Annotated in this window: 20 protein-coding genes; 13 read left to right on the forward strand and 7 right to left on the reverse strand. The window is 63.6% G+C overall.

The features are described from left to right. Positions 1–123: 123 nt before the first annotated feature. From LB532_RS00500 to LB532_RS00510, 3 genes are all read right to left on the reverse strand, one after another. A complete protein-coding gene (locus LB532_RS00500; RefSeq protein ID WP_140500553.1) occupies positions 124–783 on the reverse strand; it encodes a peroxiredoxin in 660 nt (219 codons plus the stop codon). Positions 784–952: 169 nt separating this feature from the next. Continuing rightward, positions 953–1,318 (reverse strand): cell division protein ZapA, encoded by a 366-nt coding sequence (locus LB532_RS00505; RefSeq protein WP_140500552.1) that lies wholly within the window; start codon positions 1,316–1,318, stop codon positions 953–955. A gap of 4 nt (positions 1,319–1,322) precedes the next feature. Next, the gene (locus LB532_RS00510) at positions 1,323–1,595 is read right to left on the reverse strand and encodes a DUF4164 domain-containing protein (protein ID WP_023763725.1); all 273 of its coding nucleotides are present in this window, start codon (positions 1,593–1,595) and stop codon (positions 1,323–1,325) included. 259 nt (positions 1,596–1,854) lie between these two features. Between LB532_RS00510 and tkt the strand changes: the two genes are divergently transcribed. The 7 genes from tkt to LB532_RS00545 all read left to right on the forward strand — a co-directional run bounded on the left by tkt (position 1,855) and on the right by LB532_RS00545 (position 11,382). After that, positions 1,855–3,846, forward strand: a complete 1,992-nt coding sequence (gene tkt / locus LB532_RS00515) for a transketolase (RefSeq protein ID WP_140643622.1) — start codon at positions 1,855–1,857, stop codon at positions 3,844–3,846. A gap of 211 nt (positions 3,847–4,057) precedes the next feature. Further along, a complete protein-coding gene (gene gap / locus LB532_RS00520) occupies positions 4,058–5,068 on the forward strand; it encodes a type I glyceraldehyde-3-phosphate dehydrogenase (protein ID WP_140554200.1) in 1,011 nt (336 codons plus the stop codon). Between the two features lie 213 nt (positions 5,069–5,281). Next, positions 5,282–7,165 carry a potassium/proton antiporter gene (locus LB532_RS00525; protein ID WP_140643624.1) on the forward strand — a complete coding sequence of 628 codons (1,884 nt, stop codon included), beginning with the start codon at positions 5,282–5,284 and terminating at the stop codon, positions 7,163–7,165. Between the two features lie 155 nt (positions 7,166–7,320). After that, positions 7,321–8,517, forward strand: coding sequence for a phosphoglycerate kinase (locus tag LB532_RS00530; RefSeq protein ID WP_140643625.1), 1,197 nt, complete (start codon positions 7,321–7,323; stop codon positions 8,515–8,517). A gap of 125 nt (positions 8,518–8,642) precedes the next feature. Further along, a complete protein-coding gene (locus LB532_RS00535) occupies positions 8,643–9,668 on the forward strand; it encodes a class I fructose-bisphosphate aldolase (RefSeq protein ID WP_224556297.1) in 1,026 nt (341 codons plus the stop codon). A gap of 166 nt (positions 9,669–9,834) precedes the next feature. Further along, positions 9,835–10,566, forward strand: a complete 732-nt coding sequence (locus tag LB532_RS00540; protein WP_140644395.1) for a DUF899 domain-containing protein — start codon at positions 9,835–9,837, stop codon at positions 10,564–10,566. Between the two features lie 99 nt (positions 10,567–10,665). Continuing rightward, the gene (locus LB532_RS00545; RefSeq protein WP_140644397.1) at positions 10,666–11,382 is read left to right on the forward strand and encodes an SGNH/GDSL hydrolase family protein; all 717 of its coding nucleotides are present in this window, start codon (positions 10,666–10,668) and stop codon (positions 11,380–11,382) included. A gap of 76 nt (positions 11,383–11,458) precedes the next feature. Here LB532_RS00545 and LB532_RS00550 read toward each other — a convergent pair whose 3' ends face one another. Then, on the reverse strand, positions 11,459–11,638 hold the full coding sequence (locus tag LB532_RS00550) for a hypothetical protein (RefSeq protein ID WP_181165425.1): 180 nt from the start codon (positions 11,636–11,638) through the stop codon (positions 11,459–11,461). Between the two features lie 149 nt (positions 11,639–11,787). On the opposite strand from LB532_RS00550, the gene LB532_RS00555 reads away from it, so the two are divergent. From LB532_RS00555 to LB532_RS00570, 4 genes are all read left to right on the forward strand, one after another. Then, on the forward strand, positions 11,788–11,955 hold the full coding sequence (locus tag LB532_RS00555; RefSeq protein ID WP_140550927.1) for a hypothetical protein: 168 nt from the start codon (positions 11,788–11,790) through the stop codon (positions 11,953–11,955). Positions 11,956–12,104: 149 nt separating this feature from the next. Further along, on the forward strand, positions 12,105–12,695 hold the full coding sequence (locus LB532_RS00560) for a type 1 glutamine amidotransferase family protein (protein ID WP_140644399.1): 591 nt from the start codon (positions 12,105–12,107) through the stop codon (positions 12,693–12,695). Between the two features lie 55 nt (positions 12,696–12,750). Then, positions 12,751–13,188, forward strand: coding sequence for a hypothetical protein (locus tag LB532_RS00565; protein WP_224556300.1), 438 nt, complete (start codon positions 12,751–12,753; stop codon positions 13,186–13,188). A gap of 89 nt (positions 13,189–13,277) precedes the next feature. Continuing rightward, on the forward strand, positions 13,278–13,997 hold the full coding sequence (locus LB532_RS00570) for a helix-turn-helix transcriptional regulator (RefSeq protein ID WP_140500532.1): 720 nt from the start codon (positions 13,278–13,280) through the stop codon (positions 13,995–13,997). Positions 13,998–14,060: 63 nt separating this feature from the next. Here the strand turns inward: LB532_RS00570 and LB532_RS00575 are convergent, their stop codons facing one another. The 3 genes from LB532_RS00575 to LB532_RS00585 all read right to left on the reverse strand — a co-directional run bounded on the left by LB532_RS00575 (position 14,061) and on the right by LB532_RS00585 (position 16,429). Beyond that, a complete protein-coding gene (locus LB532_RS00575; RefSeq protein WP_140550924.1) occupies positions 14,061–14,756 on the reverse strand; it encodes a DUF1013 domain-containing protein in 696 nt (231 codons plus the stop codon). Positions 14,757–15,081: 325 nt separating this feature from the next. Next, the gene (locus LB532_RS00580) at positions 15,082–15,222 is read right to left on the reverse strand and encodes a DUF1127 domain-containing protein (RefSeq protein ID WP_140500528.1); all 141 of its coding nucleotides are present in this window, start codon (positions 15,220–15,222) and stop codon (positions 15,082–15,084) included. A 196-nt stretch (positions 15,223–15,418) separates the two neighbouring features. Beyond that, positions 15,419–16,429 (reverse strand): NAD(P)H-quinone oxidoreductase, encoded by a 1,011-nt coding sequence (locus LB532_RS00585; protein ID WP_140641446.1) that lies wholly within the window; start codon positions 16,427–16,429, stop codon positions 15,419–15,421. Positions 16,430–16,550: 121 nt separating this feature from the next. Here LB532_RS00585 and LB532_RS00590 point away from each other — a divergent pair, with 121 nt between their 5' ends. Together LB532_RS00590 and LB532_RS00595 are read left to right on the forward strand one after the other, a co-directional pair. After that, on the forward strand, positions 16,551–16,745 hold the full coding sequence (locus LB532_RS00590) for a DUF1192 domain-containing protein (protein WP_140500525.1): 195 nt from the start codon (positions 16,551–16,553) through the stop codon (positions 16,743–16,745). A gap of 84 nt (positions 16,746–16,829) precedes the next feature. Continuing rightward, positions 16,830–18,077 (forward strand): MFS transporter, encoded by a 1,248-nt coding sequence (locus LB532_RS00595; protein ID WP_140500523.1) that lies wholly within the window; start codon positions 16,830–16,832, stop codon positions 18,075–18,077. Position 18,078: the final 1 nt, after the last annotated feature.

Raw genomic sequence — 18,078 nt, forward strand, 5'->3', positions numbered from 1 at the left:
CACGCCTTGCCAGAAAAGCTACGGAAGTCGAAAAAAGCCGTCCAGGCAACTGGAGCAATTCCAAGCGGTTTCCCGGGAAAGCGCATAGCGCTTTGCCCAGGGAACTGGGCAAAAACAAATGGTCTACGCGGAAGGCTGCTTGGTCTTCCGGAGATAGGGCAGGATGGTCTCGTAGGCGCCGAAGCGCTTGATGGCGTCCTCGTTGGAAACGGCCGCGGTGATGATGACGTCCTCGCCCTGCTTCCAGTTCGCCGGCGTCGCCACCTGGTGCTTGGCGGTCAGCTGCATGGAATCGACCGCGCGCAGGATCTCGTCAAAGTTGCGGCCCGTGGTCATCGGATAGGTCAGCACCAGCTTGATCTTCTTGTCGGGCCCGATGACATAGACCGAACGCACGGTGGCATTGTCGGCGGGCGTGCGACCCTCCGAGGTCTCGCCGGCACCAGCAGGCAGCATGTCGTAAAGCTTGGCGACTTTGAGATCCTTGTCGCCGATCAGCGGATAGTTCACCGAATGGCCGGTCGCCGTCTTGATGTCGTCCTGCCATTTGCCGTGGCTTTCGACCGGATCGACCGAAATGCCGATGATCTTGACGTTGCGCTTCTTGAACTCGCCCTCGAGCCCCGCCATCGTGCCCAACTCGGTCGTGCAGACGGGGGTGAAATTCTTCGGGTGGCTGAACAGCACCGCCCAGCCGTCACCGATCCACTGGTGAAAGCTGATCGGTCCTTGCGTGGTCTCGGCGGTGAAATCCGGGGCGATATCGTTGATGCGAAGGCTCATGATGTTTCCCTACCCTTGAAATGATGCCGGCAACGGCTGGCGAGCGCTCAAATCTTTTTAACACCTCGGCGGCAACCCACAAATGCCTAAAGCCACAGGCGCCCGTCGCGCCCGCGAAAAAATTTCTCATCTTGCCGCCAAGTTCGGCAGGATTTTCCGGGGAGACCGCTTATGCCTTGTTGACGGCCAGCGTCGCCGCAAGATCTTCCATGCGCTGCGCCAGCGCGCCAAGCGCGTTGGTCAGCACGCTGTCGCTCTTGTCGGCCTTGGTCAGCGCCTCGTCGCGGGTCTTGCGCAAGGTCAGCACTTCGCTTTCCATGCCCTTGACGCGCTTCTGCAGCTCCGAGAGTTCATCCATGACCATGATGCCGGCCATGACCGTCAGCCGCTGGTCGCCGATCTCGCCGAATGAATCCTTCAGATGCGAGACGTAGCGGTCGAAACGCTCGGCGAGATCGATCAGATGCTCTTCCTGGCCTTCGTCGCAGGCCATCCGATACTGCTTGCCGTCGATGGAAACCGTGACCTGTGCCATGAGCCTACCTATCCAACACAGCGCGGATGGTTTCCATGGCGGTCACCAGTCGTCGCGACACTTCCTTGTTGGCATCCTCCAGCCGCTCGGCGCGCGCCTCGGAATTGTCGAGCTCCTGCGCCAGCCGCGAGCGGTCGGCATTCATCCGCTGCACCTCGGCCTCGGCTTCCGAATAATCGCGCTCGTGCTCGAGCTTGGCCGCGACGGCGTTTTCCAGGCCTTCCATGGCCTTGCCCAGCCTTGCGATGACTTCCTTGAGTGTCGTTTCCCCGGTCATGGCCTCGTCCTGTGCCCTGCCCATCACCGAATCGTTCGCGTTCAGAACGCGTTATCTCTGAAACATTAGGCACCGGGTGAAGGCGACGTCAACAAAGCTCTCGCGACTGTCCCCTGCTAACGCTAATATAGGCCTGCCCGCGGCATCACAAGGCCGGCAAATGCGCACCGGTTTGTTGACTAAAAGTGCGCGCCTGCTATGTGTCGCGCACGCTTTTCAAGGGCTCTCCCAAGGCCCCGAACCCCACCCCGGAGGAACCATGACGTCGCGTGAACAACATGACCGGATGGCCAATGCGATACGCTTTCTCTCCATGGACGCCGTCGAGAAGGCGAATTCCGGCCATCCCGGCCTGCCCATGGGCTGCGCCGACATTGCCACGGTACTGTTCACCCGCTTCCTGAAATTCGACGCCAAGGCGCCGCATTGGGCCGACCGCGACCGCTTCATCCTGTCGGCCGGCCATGGCTCGATGCTGCTCTACTCGCTGCTCTACCTGACCGGCTACGAAGACATGACGATCGACCAGATCAAGCACTTCCGCCAGTTGGGCTCGAAAACCGCCGGCCATCCCGAATATGGCCACGCCGCCGGCATCGAAACGACCACCGGCCCGCTCGGCCAGGGCCTTGCCAATTCTGTCGGCTTCGCGCTCGGCGAGCGCATCATGAACGCCGCCTTTGGTAACGACCTCGTCAGCCACTACACCTATGTGCTGGCCGGCGACGGCTGCCTGATGGAAGGTGTCTCCCAGGAGGCGATCGCGCTTGCCGGCCACCTCAAGCTCAACAAGCTGATCGTGTTCTGGGACAACAACAACATCTCGATCGACGGCCCGGTGTCGCTGGCTGACAACACCGACCAGGTCGCGCGCTTCCAGGCTTCCGGTTGGAACGCCAGCCACATCGACGGCACGGATCCGGAAGCCATCGCCTATGCGATCGAAGCCGCCCGCCATTCCGACAAGCCGACGATGATCGCCTGCAAGACGACCATCGGCTTCGGCGCCCCGACCAAGGCCGGCACCAACAAGGCGCATGGCTCGCCGCTCGGCGCCGACGAGATCGCCGGCGCGCGCAAGTTCTTCAACTGGGAGTCACCCCCCTTCGAGGTTCCAGCCGACATCCTCGATGCCTGGCGCAGCGCCGGCACGGCTGGCGCCGAGGCGCGCGCCGACTGGGAAGGCCGCCTCGCCAAGGCCGACGCCAAGCTCAGGGCAGAGTTCGAGCGCCGCGTTGCCGGCAAGCTGCCGTCCAACTTCGACGCCGTCATTGCCGACTACAAAAAGAAGCTCTCCACCGACAAGCCGAAGGTCGCCACCCGCAAATCTTCCGAAATGGCGCTGGAAGTCATCAACGGCGCCGTGCCGGAAACCATCGGCGGCTCGGCCGATCTTACCGGCTCCAACAACACCAAGACCAGCCAGACCAAGAACATCACGCCGGACGATTACGGCCAGCGCTATGTTCACTACGGCATCCGCGAACACGGCATGGCTGCCGCCATCAACGGTCTGACGCTGCATGGCGGCCTGATCGCCTATGGCGGCACTTTCCTGTGCTTCTCCGACTACGCCCGCCCCTCGATGCGGCTGGCCTCGCTGATGGGCATCCGCTCGATCTTCGTCATGACCCATGACTCCATCGGTCTCGGCGAAGACGGCCCGACCCATCAGCCGGTCGAGCATGTGGCGGCACTGCGCGCCATCCCGAACCACAACGTGTTCCGTCCGGCGGACGCGGTCGAGACCGCCGAATGCTGGCAGTTGGCCCTTGAATCGCAAAAGACGCCGTCGACGCTGGCGCTGACCCGACAGAACCTGCCGACCGTGCGCACCGAATTCACAGAGAAGAACCTGAGCAGCCAAGGCGGCTATGAGCTCGCCGCCGCCAGTGGCGAAGCCGCGGTGACGATCTTCGCCACGGGTTCGGAAGTCGAGATCGCGCTCGGCGCCCGCGCCCTCCTGGAGAAGCACGGCCATCCGACCCGCGTCGTCTCGGTTCCTTGCTTCGAACTGTTCGACAAGCAGAGCGAGGACTACCGCCGCAAGACGATCGGCAATGCGAAAGTGAAGATGGCGATCGAAGCCGGCATCCGCCAAGGCTGGGATCATATCATCGGCTCCGATGGCATCTTCATCGGCATGACCGGCTTCGGCGCCTCGGGAACGATCGAGCAGCTCTATCCGCATTTCGGCATCACCGCGGAGGCGGCCGCCAAGGCGGCGGAAGCCCGCCTGCATGGCAAGTAAGGCCGTGCATGTTGCCCAAAAGTGTATCTCGATTTTGGGACAGCGACATGTATGAAACAAGAACGCCCGGCGAAACCGCGTACAGCGGTTCCGCCGGACTGGCCTGACCTAATCGATTTAAATCCACGTCGCCGCGGCTGGATTCTTTCCGCTTCCGCCGCTATGAAGCTGCGGACCAATCGTCTGCCCTCCAGCTCCCAAGGAGAGAAAAATGACCGTCAGAGTTGCCATCAACGGATTCGGCCGCATCGGCCGCAACATCCTGCGCGCCATCCATGAATCCGGCCGCAAGGACATCGACGTCGTCGCCGTCAATGACCTCGGCCCGGTCGAAACCAACGCCCACCTTTTGCGCTACGACAGCGTACACGGCCGCTTCCCGCACGAAGTGTCGGTTTCCGGCGATCAGATCACCGTCGGCAAGGAGACGTTCAAGGTCACGGCGATCAAGGATCCGACCCAGCTGCCGTGGAAGGAGCTCGGCATTGACATCGCGCTCGAATGCACCGGCATCTTCACCGCCCGCGACAAGGCCGCCGCGCACCTGACCGCCGGCGCCAAGCGCGTCCTCGTTTCGGCGCCGGCCGAAGGCGCCGACCTCACTGTCGTCTATGGCATCAACCACGACAAACTGACCAAGGACCACATCGTTATCTCGAACGCGTCCTGCACCACCAATTGCCTGGCGCCGCTGGCCGCAGTCCTGCACGAGACGGTCGGCATCGAAAAGGGCATGATGACGACGATCCATTCCTATACCGGCGACCAGCCGACGCTGGACACCATGCACAAGGATCTCTACCGCGCCCGCGCCGCGGCACTCTCGCAGATCCCGACCTCGACCGGTGCCGCCAAGGCTATCGGGCTGGTGTTGCCCGAGCTCAAGGGCAAGCTCGACGGCATCTCGATCCGCGTGCCGACGCCGAACGTCTCGGTCGTCGACTTCAAGTTCATCGCCAAGCGCTCGACGTCGGCGCAGGAGATTAACGAGGCGGTGATCGCCGCCTCCAACGGCAAGCTCAAGGGCATCCTGTCGGTTACCCATCATCCGAACGTGTCGATCGACTTCAACCACGACCCGCACTCCTCGATCGTGGCGCTCGACCAGACCAAGGTGATGGACGGCAACTTCGTTTCGGTGCTGTCCTGGTACGACAATGAATGGGGCTTCTCCAATCGCATGGGCGATACCGCGGTCGCCTTCGGCAAGACCATCGCCTGATCGCGGGCCCATCTTCCAGAGACTTGAAACGCCCGGCTTCGTCCGGGCGTTTTTCGTCGGAGTGCTCGGCAAGGCGTCGCTTCGCTCCTGCTAAGCCTAAGGACGACGAAGTTGTAGGGCTTCGGCCAAAAAACCGCTCTCCCGCCTTGCGCCGGCCATGCCTTCGCCCCACTCTTCCTTGAATCGAGAGAAGAGGCAGGGGACAAATCACGGATGGAGCATGCGATCTATCTCGTCACGCTGGTGGGCACCGCGCTTGTCGTCGTCGCCGCGTTTTCGAGCCTGATCGCCTTCCGCTTCGGCGCACCGCTGCTGCTTCTGTTTCTCTGCATCGGGCTCGCCACCGGAACCGATGGCCTCGGCATCGAGTTCGACAACGCCCGCATCGCCTATTTTGCCGGCTCACTCGCGCTGGCGGTGATCCTGTTCGATTCCGGCTTCGGCACGCCTCTCAATGCCTTGCGGCAGGCAGCCGGGCCGGCGCTGTCGCTGGCCACATTCGGCGTGATCCTCACCACTGGCCTGTTCGGCGCCGCCGCCTACTATATGCTCGATCTCACCTGGCTGGAATCTTTCCTGCTCGGTGCCGCCGTCGCCTCCACCGACGCCGCCGCCGTGTTCTTTCTTTTGCGCGCCGGCGAGATCAATCTGCGCGAGCGCGTGCGCTCCACGTTGGAGGTGGAGTCCGGCACCAACGATCCGATCGCCATCTTCCTGACCATCACCCTGGTCGAGATCATAGCCGCCCATGCCGACCCCGAGGCCAATGTCCTGGTCACCAACCTCATGCTCGGCTTCCTCATCAATATGGGCCTGGGCGCCATTGTCGGCGCGCTGGGGGGCCTCGCCATCGTGCGCCTCGTCGACCGGCTCAATCTCGACCATGGCCTGCTGCCGATCTTCGTGCTGACCCTGTCGCTGATGGTCTTCGCCGCCGCCGGCGCCATCGGCGGCTCCGGTTTCCTGGCGGTCTATCTTGCCGGTCTCATCGCGGGTAATTCCGACATCCGCGCCGTCACTATCCTCAAACGCTTCCAGGACGGCATGTCGTGGCTGGCGCAGATCATCATGTTCCTGATCCTCGGCCTGTTCGCGACGCCCTCGCAATTTCCGGCAATCATGGTGCCGGCGGTGCTGCTCGGCCTGTTCCTGATGTTCGTCGCCCGGCCGATCGCGGTCTGGCTTTGCCTGATCCCGTTTCGTCTGCCGCGCCCCGAAGTCGCCTTCGTTTCCTGGGTCGGCCTGCGCGGTGCCGTCTCGATCCTGCTTGCCATCACTCCCTTGCTCGGCGGGCTGGAGAATGGCCGCACCATCTTCAACGCCGCCTTCATCATCGTCCTGGTGTCACTCGTCATCCAGGGCTGGACCGTTGGTCCGCTGGCGCGCCGTCTCGGCCTGATCGTGCCGGCGCGGCTCGGACCTCTGGACAAGGTCGAGCTCGAACTGCCGGGCTCGGCCCATCACGAGCTCCTCGCCTACCGCGTCGCGCCGGGCAGCCCGGTGGCGCGCGGCGAGCGCATCCCTCGCTGGGCGCGGCCCTCGCTGGTGTTGCGCGACGGACGCTCGATGCGTTTCCAAGACATGGGCAGGCTTGCCGCCGGCGACCAGGTCTACATCTTCGTGCCGGACCGCTATCCACGCCTCCTCGACAAGCTGTTCGCCAGCCGCGCCGTCGTCGACCCCGAGGATGCCGATTTCTTCGGTGCGTTTGCTGTCGATCCGGCGCGTTCCGCTGCCGAACTGGAAGCCGCTTACGCGCCGGGCCTGAGCGAGGCGGAACAGAACCTGACCGTCGGCGCTCTGGTCACGGCGCGGCTCGGCGGTCATGTCGAATACGCCGATCGCGTTCTGATCGGCCCGATCGAGCTGATCGTGCGTGACGTCGACGACAAGGGCAGGATCACAGGCCTGGGCCTCTCCTTCGAACCGACCGCGCCCGTGGCGCGGGTACCGGTCTTCCTCAGCGCAGGCGAGATCGCCGACCAGATCAAGGCTTTCGTCCAAACCTGGCGCAAGCCGGTGGAAACACCGATCACCGCGGCACGCGCAGACGAGAAAACCGAGCCGGCGGTGGAAAAAGCAACGACCGAAAGCTGACACGGCGATCCTTTGCGCCGCACCCATCCGCCTGCCGTGACGCTTCGCGACGTCAACGCCTTCGCCTTGAAAATTTCGCGCCCTCCCCAGCCAAGTCTTGCATCGTCGTCGGTGCGGGGTATGGTCCCGGCGATTTCTCAGCGAAAGGAACCAGCATGGCCAGCTTCAAGACACTGGACGATATCGGCAACATCAATGGCAAGCGCGTGCTGGTGCGCGTCGACCTCAACGTTCCCGTCGCTGACGGCAAGGTCACCGACACGACCCGCATCGAACGCATCGCGCCGACCATCGCTGAATTGTCAGGCAAGGGCGCCAAGGTCATCCTGCTCGCCCATTTCGGCCGGCCCAAGGACGGTCCCTCGTCGGAATTCTCGCTGGAGCCGATCGCCAGGGCGACGGCCGAGGTGCTTGGCCGCCCCGTGGGCTTTGCCGGCGACTGCGTCGGCGACACGGCGGGAAGTGCGGTCGCCGCCATGAACAAGGGCGACGTGCTGCTGCTCGAGAACACCCGCTTCTACAAGGCCGAGGAGAAGAACGACCCGGCCTTCACCGAACGGCTCGCCGCCAATGGCGACATCTTCGTCAACGACGCCTTCTCCGCTGCCCACCGGGCGCATTCCTCGACCGAGGGACTGGCGCATCTGTTGCCAGCCTTTGCCGGCCGCACCATGCAGGCCGAACTGGAAGCGCTGGAGAAGGGTCTTGGAAATCCTATTCGCCCCGTGGTCGCCATTGTCGGCGGCGCCAAGGTTTCGACCAAGATCGACCTGCTGATGAACCTGGTCAAGAAAGTCGACGCGCTGGTCATCGGCGGCGGTATGGCCAACACCTTTCTCGCCGCACGCGGCACCGACGTCGGCAAGTCGCTGTGCGAGCACGACCTCGCCGCTACCGCCAAGCAGATCATGATCGAGGCGGCCGAGGCCGGCTGCGCCATCATCCTGCCCGTCGACGGTGTCGTGGCGAAGGAATTCAAGGCGGGTGCGGCCAGCGAAACCGTGGCCATAGCCGACGTGCCTGCGGATGGCATGATCCTCGATGTCGGCGAAAAGACCGTGAGGGCCGTTGCCGACTGGATCGACCGCGCCGCGACCTTGGTCTGGAACGGCCCGCTCGGCGCGTTCGAGATCGAACCCTTCGACCGCGCGACGATGGCGGCAGCCAGGCATGCGGCGGCGCGCACCAAGGCCGGCAAGCTGGTTTCGGTGGCTGGTGGCGGCGATACCGTCGCGGCGCTCAACCAGGCCGGGGTTGCCGACGATTTCACCTATGTCTCGACCGCCGGCGGCGCCTTCCTCGAATGGATGGAAGGCAAGCCGCTGCCGGGCGTCGACGTGCTCAAGCATTGAGACGATCAACTCGAGGCGAGCGCACGGCGTTGCCGGGACTTTCGATCGATTCGAGCTTTCCGGCGTCATTCCTTTGGCGGTAGTGTTCTGTCAGGCGCAGAACAACACCGTCAAGGAGAAGCACGATGAGCGAACGTCTCGAAGACATTGCCGCCGCGATGGTGGCCAACGGCAAGGGTCTGCTGGCCGCCGACGAAAGCTCGGGAACCATCAAGAAGCGCTTCGACGTCATCGGCGTCGAATCGACCGCGGACAGCCGGCGCGACTACCGCGAGATGATGTTCCGCACCAGCGACGCCATGACCAGGTATATTTCCGGCGTCATCCTCTATGACGAGACCATTCGCCAGAAAGCGGCCGACGGCACGCCGCTGGTCGATATCATCAAGGCTTCAGGCGCTATTCCCGGAATCAAGGTCGATGCCGGCGCCAAGCCTCTGGCCGGCTTTCCCGGCGACACGGTCACGGAGGGCCTCGACGGCCTGCGCGAGCGGCTCGCCGACTATTACAAGCTCGGCGCCCGCTTCGCCAAATGGCGTGCCGTGATCGACATCGACACGGCCAAGGGCGTGCCGTCAGTCACCTCGATCAGCGCGAACACCCACGCGCTCGCCCGCTATGCGGCCCTTTGCCAGGAAGCCGGCATCGTGCCGATCGTGGAGCCGGAAGTGCTGATGGACGGCGCCCACGACATCGACACGTGCTATGAAATCTCGAGGGCGACGCTGACGAAGCTCTACGACGAGCTCTACGCGGCCCGGGTGGTGCTCGAAGGCACGATCCTGAAGCCCAACATGGTGCTGGCGGGCAGGAAGTCGGGCGCGGTGAGCAGCCCTGAAGAGGTCGCGGAAAAGACCATAAAACTGTTCCGCGAGGCCGTGCCGGCGGCGGTGCCGGGGATAGCCTTCCTGTCCGGCGGCCAAGAGGACGAGGAAGCGACCGCCAACCTCAATGCCATCAACGCCATCGGCCCGCATCCGTGGAAGCTGACCTTCTCCTATGGCCGCGCCCTGCAGGCTGCCCCGCAGAAGGCCTGGAGCGGCAAGGCATCCAACGTTGCCGCGGGCCAGGCCGCCTTCACCCACCGCGCCCACATGAACCATCTGGCGGCGCTTGGACAATGGAAGCCGAGCCTGGAGCAGGCTGCCTGACCACGGTTTCCGTCTCTATCGGACCCGGGCCATGCGCCCGGGTTTTGCTGCGCTCCGCCGGACTTGGGATAAAGCGCCTCCATCCCTATTTCTCTCCAGCGCAGCCGGCGCGATGTCGGCTCACGCCCGTCCCGAACGTCCTTGGGATGAAGCCAGGGAGAGGTTCATGCACCGCAACAAGGTCGTTTCACGCGAGGATTGGTTCCAGGCGCACAAAACTCATCTGGCGCGCGAGAAGGAATTGACGCGATTTCGCGAGCGCATCGCGGCGGAACGGCGCGAATTGCCCTGGCTGAAGGTGAGAAAGGACTACGTCTTCGAAACCGAGCAGGGTCCAAGATGCCTGGCCGAACTGTTCGCCGGCCGCAGCCAGCTGATCGTCTATCATTTCGTGTTCGGGCCCGGCTCGACCCATCATTGCGAAAGCTGTGCGTTCGTCGCCGACCACATCGACGGCGCCAATCAGCATCTGAGACATCATGACGTGTCGCTTGTCGCGGTGTCACGCGCGCCGCTCTCCGAGCTGCTGCCCTACCGAGAGCGCATGGGTTGGAAATTCGACTGGGTCTCATCCTATGCCTCGGACTTCAACTTCGACATGCAGGTGTCGTTCACCGACAAGCAGATCGCATCCGGTGAAGCGATCTACAATTTCGAGACGCCCGTTCTGAAATCGAAAGACCTGCCCGGCACCACCGCGTTTTACCGCGACGAGACCGGCGACATCTTTCTGACCTTCATGTCGCGCGCCCGCGGCAGCGAACAGCTGATCGGTGCCTATCAATATCTCGACCTTGCGCCGAAAGGCCGCGACGAGACCGGCCCTTACAGAACCTTGATGGACTGGGTGCGGCTGCATGACCAGTATGGAAACAGGTCGCAAGCGGACAGGGCTTAGGGCATTCAGCGATCCCATCGAACATTGGACGCTTGAAGGCGTCCGCCACCGGTGCAAGGATCGTTCACCTCCGGCGCAACATGCGTTAAATGCTGCTCGATGCGACGCTTTCCGGCTCTCCTCACCTGGCTCGCCTTCCCTGTCTATGTCTGGCAGGGGCTTGGCGTGCGCCGACGCACCTCGCGCATGCTGCCCGCGCAAGGCCCGGTCATCCATGAGATAGCCGGCGGGCAGCCGGCGGTCTGGCTGCTGGTGCTGGGCGATTCCTCCGCCGCCTCGGTCGGCATCGAAAAATCCGAGAATGGCCTGGCCGCGCAACTGGCCGCCCTGATCTCGCAGCGAACCGGCCGCGCCGTGCGCTGGCGCGCCGCTGGGTTCAATTCGGCGACCTCTGGGCAGATCCGCGACCACGTCCTGCCCAATCTCTCGGCCGATCCGTGGACGCATATCGTGCTCGCCATTGGCACCAACGATACCAAGAATTTCCACTCCGTGCCCCGCTTCAAGAAGGCGTTCGGCGGTCTGCTCTACGCGCTGCGCGCCAAATGGCCTGAGGCCCGCGTGGTGTGGTCTCCTGTGCTGGAGTTCACGCAAGCGCCAGCCATGCCGCCGCTGCTCGGCAGAATCCTGGAAGTTCGCGCCGTTGAAATGAACCGGATGGGCGAACGTCTTTGCCTCGAACGCGGCGCGGTGCCGGCGCCGCGCTTGCCGATCACCAATCCCGATGCCGGCTTCGCCTCGGACGGATTTCATGCTTCGGAAGCCGGTTACCGGGCCTGGGCCGAGCACCTCGTCGGCTGCGTGATCGAAGAGTGATTGCCGCCGGCTGCGTGCCGGCCGACATCTTACGCATTCCGGGCGGAAAACCGCCAGACACCTTCCTGGAACTGCGCTACGTCCAATGTCCAAGCACGGCCGTTATCGAAATGGCCGCCATGGCCAGGAGCGCCAGCTTCCAGAAGTCGCTGCGCCGTTTCAGCCCCGGCCAGCCGAGCGGCTTGATCAACTGGATGACCATGATGCCAAGGATGACGAGGGCGAGGAGTTTCGACATGCCGCCTTTGACCAGCATCGGAACCCGCTGTCAAAGCCTCTCGCGAGCGCCGAACCGGGCCATGCCGGCACTGATCGGCCATTACTTCGCCGGGCTGACTCCCTCTGACAGACTGCTGTCAGGAGGGGTGTGCGATAGTGGCTCATCGAAGCAAGAGGAGGATAGCCATGAACGGGTTCACCATTCTGCATAATATGAAGCACTATGTCGGCAAGGTGCGCACGATGCGCAATGAGATCCGCACCCGGCGGTTCCTGAATGCATTGCCGGCGGACGTCCGCAAGGATATCGGCTGGCCGGACATGTATGATGGTCTTCATATCCGCGACAATTGAGGCGATTTTTTCAGGCAAAGCTTGGAGGCCGGGATTGCCGCACCCAGATATCAAGCCCAGGCAAGCAAGTAACGCAATTCCCGGCGAAGGCGAACTGAACGAGTGCGGCCTGTCACTTGAGACCGCGCATCTGGAGACGGAGCAAGTGCATGCCTGAGCAAAAGACGATTGGCTTTTTGTTCATCGAAGGCTTCGCCGACTGGGAATATGGCCTGCTGGCGGCATCTGCCGTCGAATGGTTCGGCGCCCGCGCGGTTTCGCTGACGCCGGACGGCAGGCCGGTGAGCGGGATCAGCGGTTTCCGGCTGACGCCCGACCGCTCGGCCCGCGCCGATGAAAATGCCGATCTCGATGCAATCGCGGTCATTGGCTCCGACCGATGGGCGGGCGAGACGCCGCCCGAGGTGGCGGAATTGCTCAGAGATGTCGCGAGGCGGGATGGTGTCGTCGGCGGTATCTGCGCCGGAACGCTGGCGCTGGCCCGAGCCGGCATGTTCGAGAAGGCGAGGCACACCAGCAATGGCCGTGACTGGATCAATCGCCACATTGCTGGCTATGCCGGCGATCACAATTATCAGGACGTGCCGCATGCCGTGTCCGACGGCAAAATCGTTTCCGCGCCAGGTTCGGCGCCCGGCACCTTCGCGCTGGCCTTCCTGAAGACGCTCTATCCTGAACGAAACGGCGAACTTGCCGAGATGCGGACGCTATTCGCCAGGGAGTATGCTGAACCCTCCTGACAGAATGGTGTCAGGAGCGCCATGCCATAGATGCGAGCGGTGAACAGGACGAGCGATGAAGAGCTGGACCGACAGATTGAACACGCCGAGGGTCAACGGCATCAAACCGGCCCCGCGCACGGTGGGAGATGGAGTCGAAGACCAGACGATGCTGGTGCCGACGGCGCGGCAGGTCGACGAGTTCATCCGTTCGGTTCCCGAAGGCGTCGAGACGGACGTTCGCGCGCTGCGCACGGCGCTTGCCTTTGAACGTGGCGCCGAAGTGACATGCCCGGTCGCGATGGGCTATCATCGGCGTACCGTTGCCGAAGCAGCCATTGAGGATCTCGGGCGCGGCATGACGCTGAGCGATGTAGCGCCCTTCTGGCTCGATGCCGATGACGCCGACAACGAGGAAATTGTGCTTCGGCGCGGGATTTGTGGCCGCGCAGCGCAAGTGCGAAGGCCCGAAACCACGATGCATGCCGCCGAGTGTTCTGCGGTTTCGGAATAAAGGCATGCGCAAGAACACGATGCATGCAGCCCAAAAGTGGGAACCGGTTTTGGGCGACATGCACAGAAACAACATCGAGGGACCATACGATGCGACGCGCCGACAGGCTCTTCCAGATCGTGCAGCATCTGCGCGGTGGCCGTCTGGTCACCGCGCAGAAGCTTGGCACATGGCTCGAGGTTTCCGAGCGAACCATCTATCGCGACATAGCCGACCTGCAGTCGACCGGAGTGCCGATCGACGGGGAAGCGGGCGTCGGCTACATGATGAGGGAGGGTTTCGACCTTCCACCGCTGATGTTCACGCGTGACGAGATCGTGGCGCTGGTCGCCGGCGCCCGCATGGTGCGTGCCTTTGGCGGTGCGGCCATGGCCCGGGCTGCTGATGAGGCTTTGGTCAAGATCGGCGCAGTGCTGCCCGATGCCGAAAAGGACCGTATCGCCCGCACCGAGATCCACACGCCGATGTGGGTGGTGAGCGACGCCGCGCGCGAGGCGATCGACCTGATCGAGCGCGCCATCGAGAAGCGCCAGGTGCTGACCATCGACTATTCGGACGAAGCTGGCCGCGGCACCGCCCGCGACATCAGGCCCTTGGGCCTTTGGTTCTGGGGCAAGGTGTGGACGCTGGTCGCCTGGTGCGAGATGCGCGACGATTTCCGCGCCTTCCGCATCGATCGCATCGCCTCGGTGGTCATCGCAGGCCGCGTCTTCAAGCCGGAGCGCGGCAAGCAGCTCGCCGATTTTTACCGGGCGGTGGAACGCAGCGAGGATTACGGCATGGCGCCGGACCGCGCGGCGCGAAGCTGAAATCTCCCGACCACGTAAAAAAGCCCGCTCGAAGCGGGCTTTTCGGTCGAATTGACGAGAATTCTACTCCTCGTCGTCGTTATCCTTGTCCTTCGACTTCAGAGCCGAGAGCTTGGCGAACACGGCGTTGGCGTCGAGTTCGGCATCTTCGTCCTTCGGCTTTTCGGGAGCCGGAACCAGGCGCTCGGTCAGCGCCGCCGGCAGCAGTGTGTCGCCGACCGGCTGTGCCTGCTCGCGGCCGCGCGACGCGCGGTTGACTTCCATGTCAAGATCGATCTGCGAGGCGAGACCGAGCGTCACCGGGTCCATCGGCTGCAGGTTGGCAGAGTTCCAGTGCTTGCGCTCGCGGATCTGCTCGATCGTGGACTTGGTGGTGCCGACGAGGCGCGAGATCTGCGCGTCCTTCAATTCGGGATGGTTGCGCACCAACCAGAGAATGGCGTTCGGCCGGTCCTGACGCTTCGACAGCGGGGTGTAGCGCGGACCCTTGCGCTTGGATTCGGGCACCCGCACCTTGGGGTCCGAAAGCTTCAACCGCTGGTTCGGATCCTTCTCGGCACGCGCGATCTCGTCGCGGGTCAGCTGGCCGGTCATGATCGGATCCATGCCCTTGATGCCTTGCGCCGATTCGCCGTCGGCGATCGCCTTGACCTCGAGCGGATGCAGCCCGCAGAACTGTGCTATCTGCTCGAAGGAAAGCGCGGTGTTGTCGACCAGCCAGACGGCGGTCGCCTTGGGCATCAGCAGGGTGTTGGCCATTTAAAAATCCTTCTCGTTCGCCCGCGTTCCCGCGCGGGCGGTGGTTTAGAGCCACCAAAATGGGAAATTCGCAGGTTATATAACCGCTCTCCGGCGGTTCCGCAATGTTTTTGGGAATGCGTTTTTGGGAACGCGCGTCGATCTGGCAGCCACACCGGGGGCGGATCGATCACGGACCGGCACGAAATGGCGCCGCGAATATGTTTGGGATCCAGAAAGACAAAACCCGCCGGACAAGGTCCGGCGGGTTCGGAACCGGCGACGAGCAAGCGTCTGCGGCGGCTCTGCTTTGCGACCCCGCCTCGCGGCGGGGTGGTTCCTGAAGTCAGATCGCCTGGCGGGCGATCTTCTCGATGTCGGCGCGGTTGATGCCGAGATCGCTGAGCTGGCGCGCATTGAGGCGGTTCAGTTCGCGCACGGTCTCGTTGTACATGCGCCAGTTACGGAAAGCGCGGATCGGGTTCATGTCAGTCCTCCAAGCGGGGTGTTCGTTTCGATGATGCTCAAATAGTCATCATCGAGCGGTACTTGAATGGCTGATTTTGCATAGCAATGATGCAAATGCTGCATTGCACCATTAAGCTTTTGTTCAGCTTGCAGGCAGGGGCCGGGGTCGCGGGTATGAGCCTGCCTCGGCCAGCCGGGCATCGGCAATGTTGGCGTCAGCCGACGTCGAGCACGATCTTGCCGATGTGATCGCCTTCCTCCATACGCTCATGCGCCCGCCAGGCATCGGCAAGCGGGAAGATCATGTCCATGACGGGCGCGACCCGGCGCGTGCCGAGCAACGGCCACACCTGCGCTTCGAGCGCGGCTGCCAGCGCCGCCTTGAACTCAACGGTGCGCGGCCTCAGTGTCGAACCAGTATGAACAAGCCGCTTGACCATGATTTTCGAGAAATCGGCGCTCGCCACCGCGCCGCCTTGCAGGGCGATCTGGACGATCCGGCCCTCGACCGCCGCGGCCTCGTAGTTGCGCGCCACATAGTCGCCGCCGACCATGTCGAGGATGACGTCGGCACCCTTGCCGCCCGTCACTTCCTTGACCGCCGCGACGAAGTCCTCCTCGCGGTAGTTGATCGCCCGGTCGGCGCCGAGCTTCAGGCAGGCATCGCATTTCTCCTTGTTACCGGCCGTGGTGATGACATGGGCGCCGAAGGCAGATGCAAGCTGGATCGCCGTCGTGCCGATACCCGAAGAGCCGCCATGGACCAGCAGCGTTTCGCCTTTCTTCAAGCCGCCGCGCTCGAACACATTGTGCCAGACGGTGAAATAGTTCTCCGGCACGGCCGCCGCTTCCGTGTGGGTGAAACCGGCCGGCAGCGGCAGCACGCTGCCGGCATGGACCTTGACATATTCGGCATAGCCGCCGCCGGGGGTGAGCGCGCAGACGCGCTCGCCAAGGCGCCAGCGAGAGATCTCGTCGCCGAGCGCGGCCACTTCGCCCGACGCCTCCAGGCCCGGCAGGTCCGACGCGCCGGGCGGCGGTGGATAGGCGCCCTTGCGCTGCTGCACGTCGGGCCTGTTGACGCCGGCGGCGCGCACCTTGATCAATATCTCGCCGGGGCCGGGCACAGGCACATCGCGCGTCTCCGGTTTGAGCACCCTGGGCCCACCCGGCTCCGAGATCGCGATGGCCGTCATCCTTGCCGGAATCTTAGATCCGCTCGCCATGAAGTCTCCCGTCTTTCCTCGCCGCATTCTTGCCGGCCGTTTGCATCGACGCCCCTGCCTTATGTATGCTCATTGGCAAATCAGGCAAATGGCCAATCGGTATGGCGGAGGAGGAGCACAAATGGCGATCTTCGACGACGAACCCAAGAAGAAGGCGCGTCCGCACGAGATCGGCCAGGACCTGTCGCTGCTCTCTGTCGGCGAGTTGTCGGAACGGATCGGCATCCTGCGTGACGAGATCGCCCGGCTGGAGGCTGAACTCAAGTCGAAGGACAGCACCAAATCCGCGGCCGAGGCGCTGTTCCGCCGCGGATAAGGCCGAAAAGACCCGCCTCCGAAAAGCCCGAATGCGACTGTCTTCAGACTCTGCGTCTCTCCTCGATTTCAGCCGGATCAAAAAATGCTCGCAGCCTACAGACCGATCCTTTCGCTGCTGCGCGGCACCGCTTTCCTCTTGGCGGCGTCGGGATTGCACGGCCTGCTGTTGCCCCTGCGCGGCCAGGTGGAAGGCTTCTCGACCGCATCGCTCGGCCTGATGGGCACGGCCTGGGCCGGCGGCTTCGTCACCGGCTGCTTCTTTGCACCACGTATCGTGCGTCGTGCCGGCCACGTGCGCGCCTTCGGCGCCTTCGCCGCGTCCGGCGCCATCGTTGCGCTGCTCACCGGACTGGTCATCGACGAATATGTCTGGATCCTGCTGCGCGCTTTCACCGGCTTCACCATGGCCGGCGCCTTCATGGTCATCGAAAGCTGGCTGAACGAGAAGGCCACCAACGAGAATCGCGGCACCGTCTTCGGCCTCTACATGATGGTCACCTATGCCTCGATCATGGGCGGCCAGATGATCGTGGCCGGTGGCGACGTGAAATCGGCCTCACTCTTCATGATCACCGGCATCCTGTTCTGCCTGTCGCTGATCCCGACCGCGGTATCGACCGCCTCGCACCCCAAGCCGCTCCAGGACGTCAAGCTCGACGTCAAGGGGCTCTACGCCAACTCGCCGGTCTCGGCCATCGCTTGCGTCCTCATCGGCATCGCCAACGGCGCATGGGGCACGCTTGGCGCCGTCTATGGCGCCCGCATCGGCATCTCCACCGCCGAGATCGCCTTGATGATGAGCCTGGTGGTGGTGGCGGGCGCCGCCATGCAGCTTCCGGCAGGGCGTTTCTCCGACAAGACCGACCGGCGCTTCGTGCTGGCGGGTGCCGCCTTCGGCGCGGCGCTGTTCGCACTCTTGATCTTCCTGTTCGAGCCGCGCTCCGGCGTCTTCGTCATCGTCTTCACCGCCGCCTACGGTGCTTTCGCCTATACGCTCTATTCGATCGCCGTGGCGCATGCCAACGACCACGCCAGTGCCGAGGACTTCGTCAAGGTTTCGGGCGGCCTGCTGCTGCTCTATGGCTTCGGCACCATGATCGGACCCTTGCTGGCGGCCGCCCTGATGGGCTGGATGCGCCCCGAGGGCCTGTTCCTTGCGACCGCGTTCGCGCATCTTTCCCTGGCAGGCTACACGCTGCTGCGCATCAGCCGCCGCGCGCCGGTGCCGATCGAGGACCGCGATGCCTTCAAGACGCAGCCCGCCGACCGTTCGGTGACGCCGGAAGCATTGCGGCTTGACCCAAGAAGAAAAGCAGAAGCAAACGGTTGAG

The organism is Mesorhizobium sp. ESP-6-2 (assembly GCF_020164675.1).
GTDB lineage: Bacteria > Pseudomonadota > Alphaproteobacteria > Rhizobiales > Rhizobiaceae > Mesorhizobium.

Excerpts from the sequence above, each read along its gene's own strand:
- LB532_RS00505 (WP_140500552.1), bottom strand. The coding sequence starts at position 1,318 with ATGGCACAGGTCACGGTTTCCATCGACGGCAAGCAGTATCGGATGGCC.
- LB532_RS00595 (WP_140500523.1), top strand. The coding sequence starts at position 16,830 with ATGCTCGCAGCCTACAGACCGATCCTTTCGCTGCTGCGCGGCACCGCT.
- LB532_RS00565 (WP_224556300.1), top strand. The coding sequence starts at position 12,751 with ATGAAGAGCTGGACCGACAGATTGAACACGCCGAGGGTCAACGGCATC.
- LB532_RS00585 (WP_140641446.1), bottom strand. The coding sequence starts at position 16,429 with ATGGCGAGCGGATCTAAGATTCCGGCAAGGATGACGGCCATCGCGATC.
- LB532_RS00560 (WP_140644399.1), top strand. The coding sequence starts at position 12,105 with ATGCCTGAGCAAAAGACGATTGGCTTTTTGTTCATCGAAGGCTTCGCC.
- LB532_RS00535 (WP_224556297.1), top strand. The coding sequence starts at position 8,643 with ATGAGCGAACGTCTCGAAGACATTGCCGCCGCGATGGTGGCCAACGGC.
- LB532_RS00550 (WP_181165425.1), bottom strand. The coding sequence starts at position 11,638 with ATGCTGGTCAAAGGCGGCATGTCGAAACTCCTCGCCCTCGTCATCCTT.
- LB532_RS00530 (WP_140643625.1), top strand. The coding sequence starts at position 7,321 with ATGGCCAGCTTCAAGACACTGGACGATATCGGCAACATCAATGGCAAG.
- LB532_RS00500 (WP_140500553.1), bottom strand. The coding sequence starts at position 783 with ATGAGCCTTCGCATCAACGATATCGCCCCGGATTTCACCGCCGAGACC.
- LB532_RS00575 (WP_140550924.1), bottom strand. The coding sequence starts at position 14,756 with ATGGCCAACACCCTGCTGATGCCCAAGGCGACCGCCGTCTGGCTGGTC.
- LB532_RS00510 (WP_023763725.1), bottom strand. The coding sequence starts at position 1,595 with ATGACCGGGGAAACGACACTCAAGGAAGTCATCGCAAGGCTGGGCAAG.
- tkt (WP_140643622.1), top strand. The coding sequence starts at position 1,855 with ATGACGTCGCGTGAACAACATGACCGGATGGCCAATGCGATACGCTTT.
- LB532_RS00570 (WP_140500532.1), top strand. The coding sequence starts at position 13,278 with ATGCGACGCGCCGACAGGCTCTTCCAGATCGTGCAGCATCTGCGCGGT.
- LB532_RS00540 (WP_140644395.1), top strand. The coding sequence starts at position 9,835 with ATGCACCGCAACAAGGTCGTTTCACGCGAGGATTGGTTCCAGGCGCAC.
- gap (WP_140554200.1), top strand. The coding sequence starts at position 4,058 with ATGACCGTCAGAGTTGCCATCAACGGATTCGGCCGCATCGGCCGCAAC.
- LB532_RS00555 (WP_140550927.1), top strand. The coding sequence starts at position 11,788 with ATGAACGGGTTCACCATTCTGCATAATATGAAGCACTATGTCGGCAAG.
- LB532_RS00590 (WP_140500525.1), top strand. The coding sequence starts at position 16,551 with ATGGCGATCTTCGACGACGAACCCAAGAAGAAGGCGCGTCCGCACGAG.
- LB532_RS00525 (WP_140643624.1), top strand. The coding sequence starts at position 5,282 with ATGGAGCATGCGATCTATCTCGTCACGCTGGTGGGCACCGCGCTTGTC.
- LB532_RS00545 (WP_140644397.1), top strand. The coding sequence starts at position 10,666 with ATGCGACGCTTTCCGGCTCTCCTCACCTGGCTCGCCTTCCCTGTCTAT.
- LB532_RS00580 (WP_140500528.1), bottom strand. The coding sequence starts at position 15,222 with ATGAACCCGATCCGCGCTTTCCGTAACTGGCGCATGTACAACGAGACC.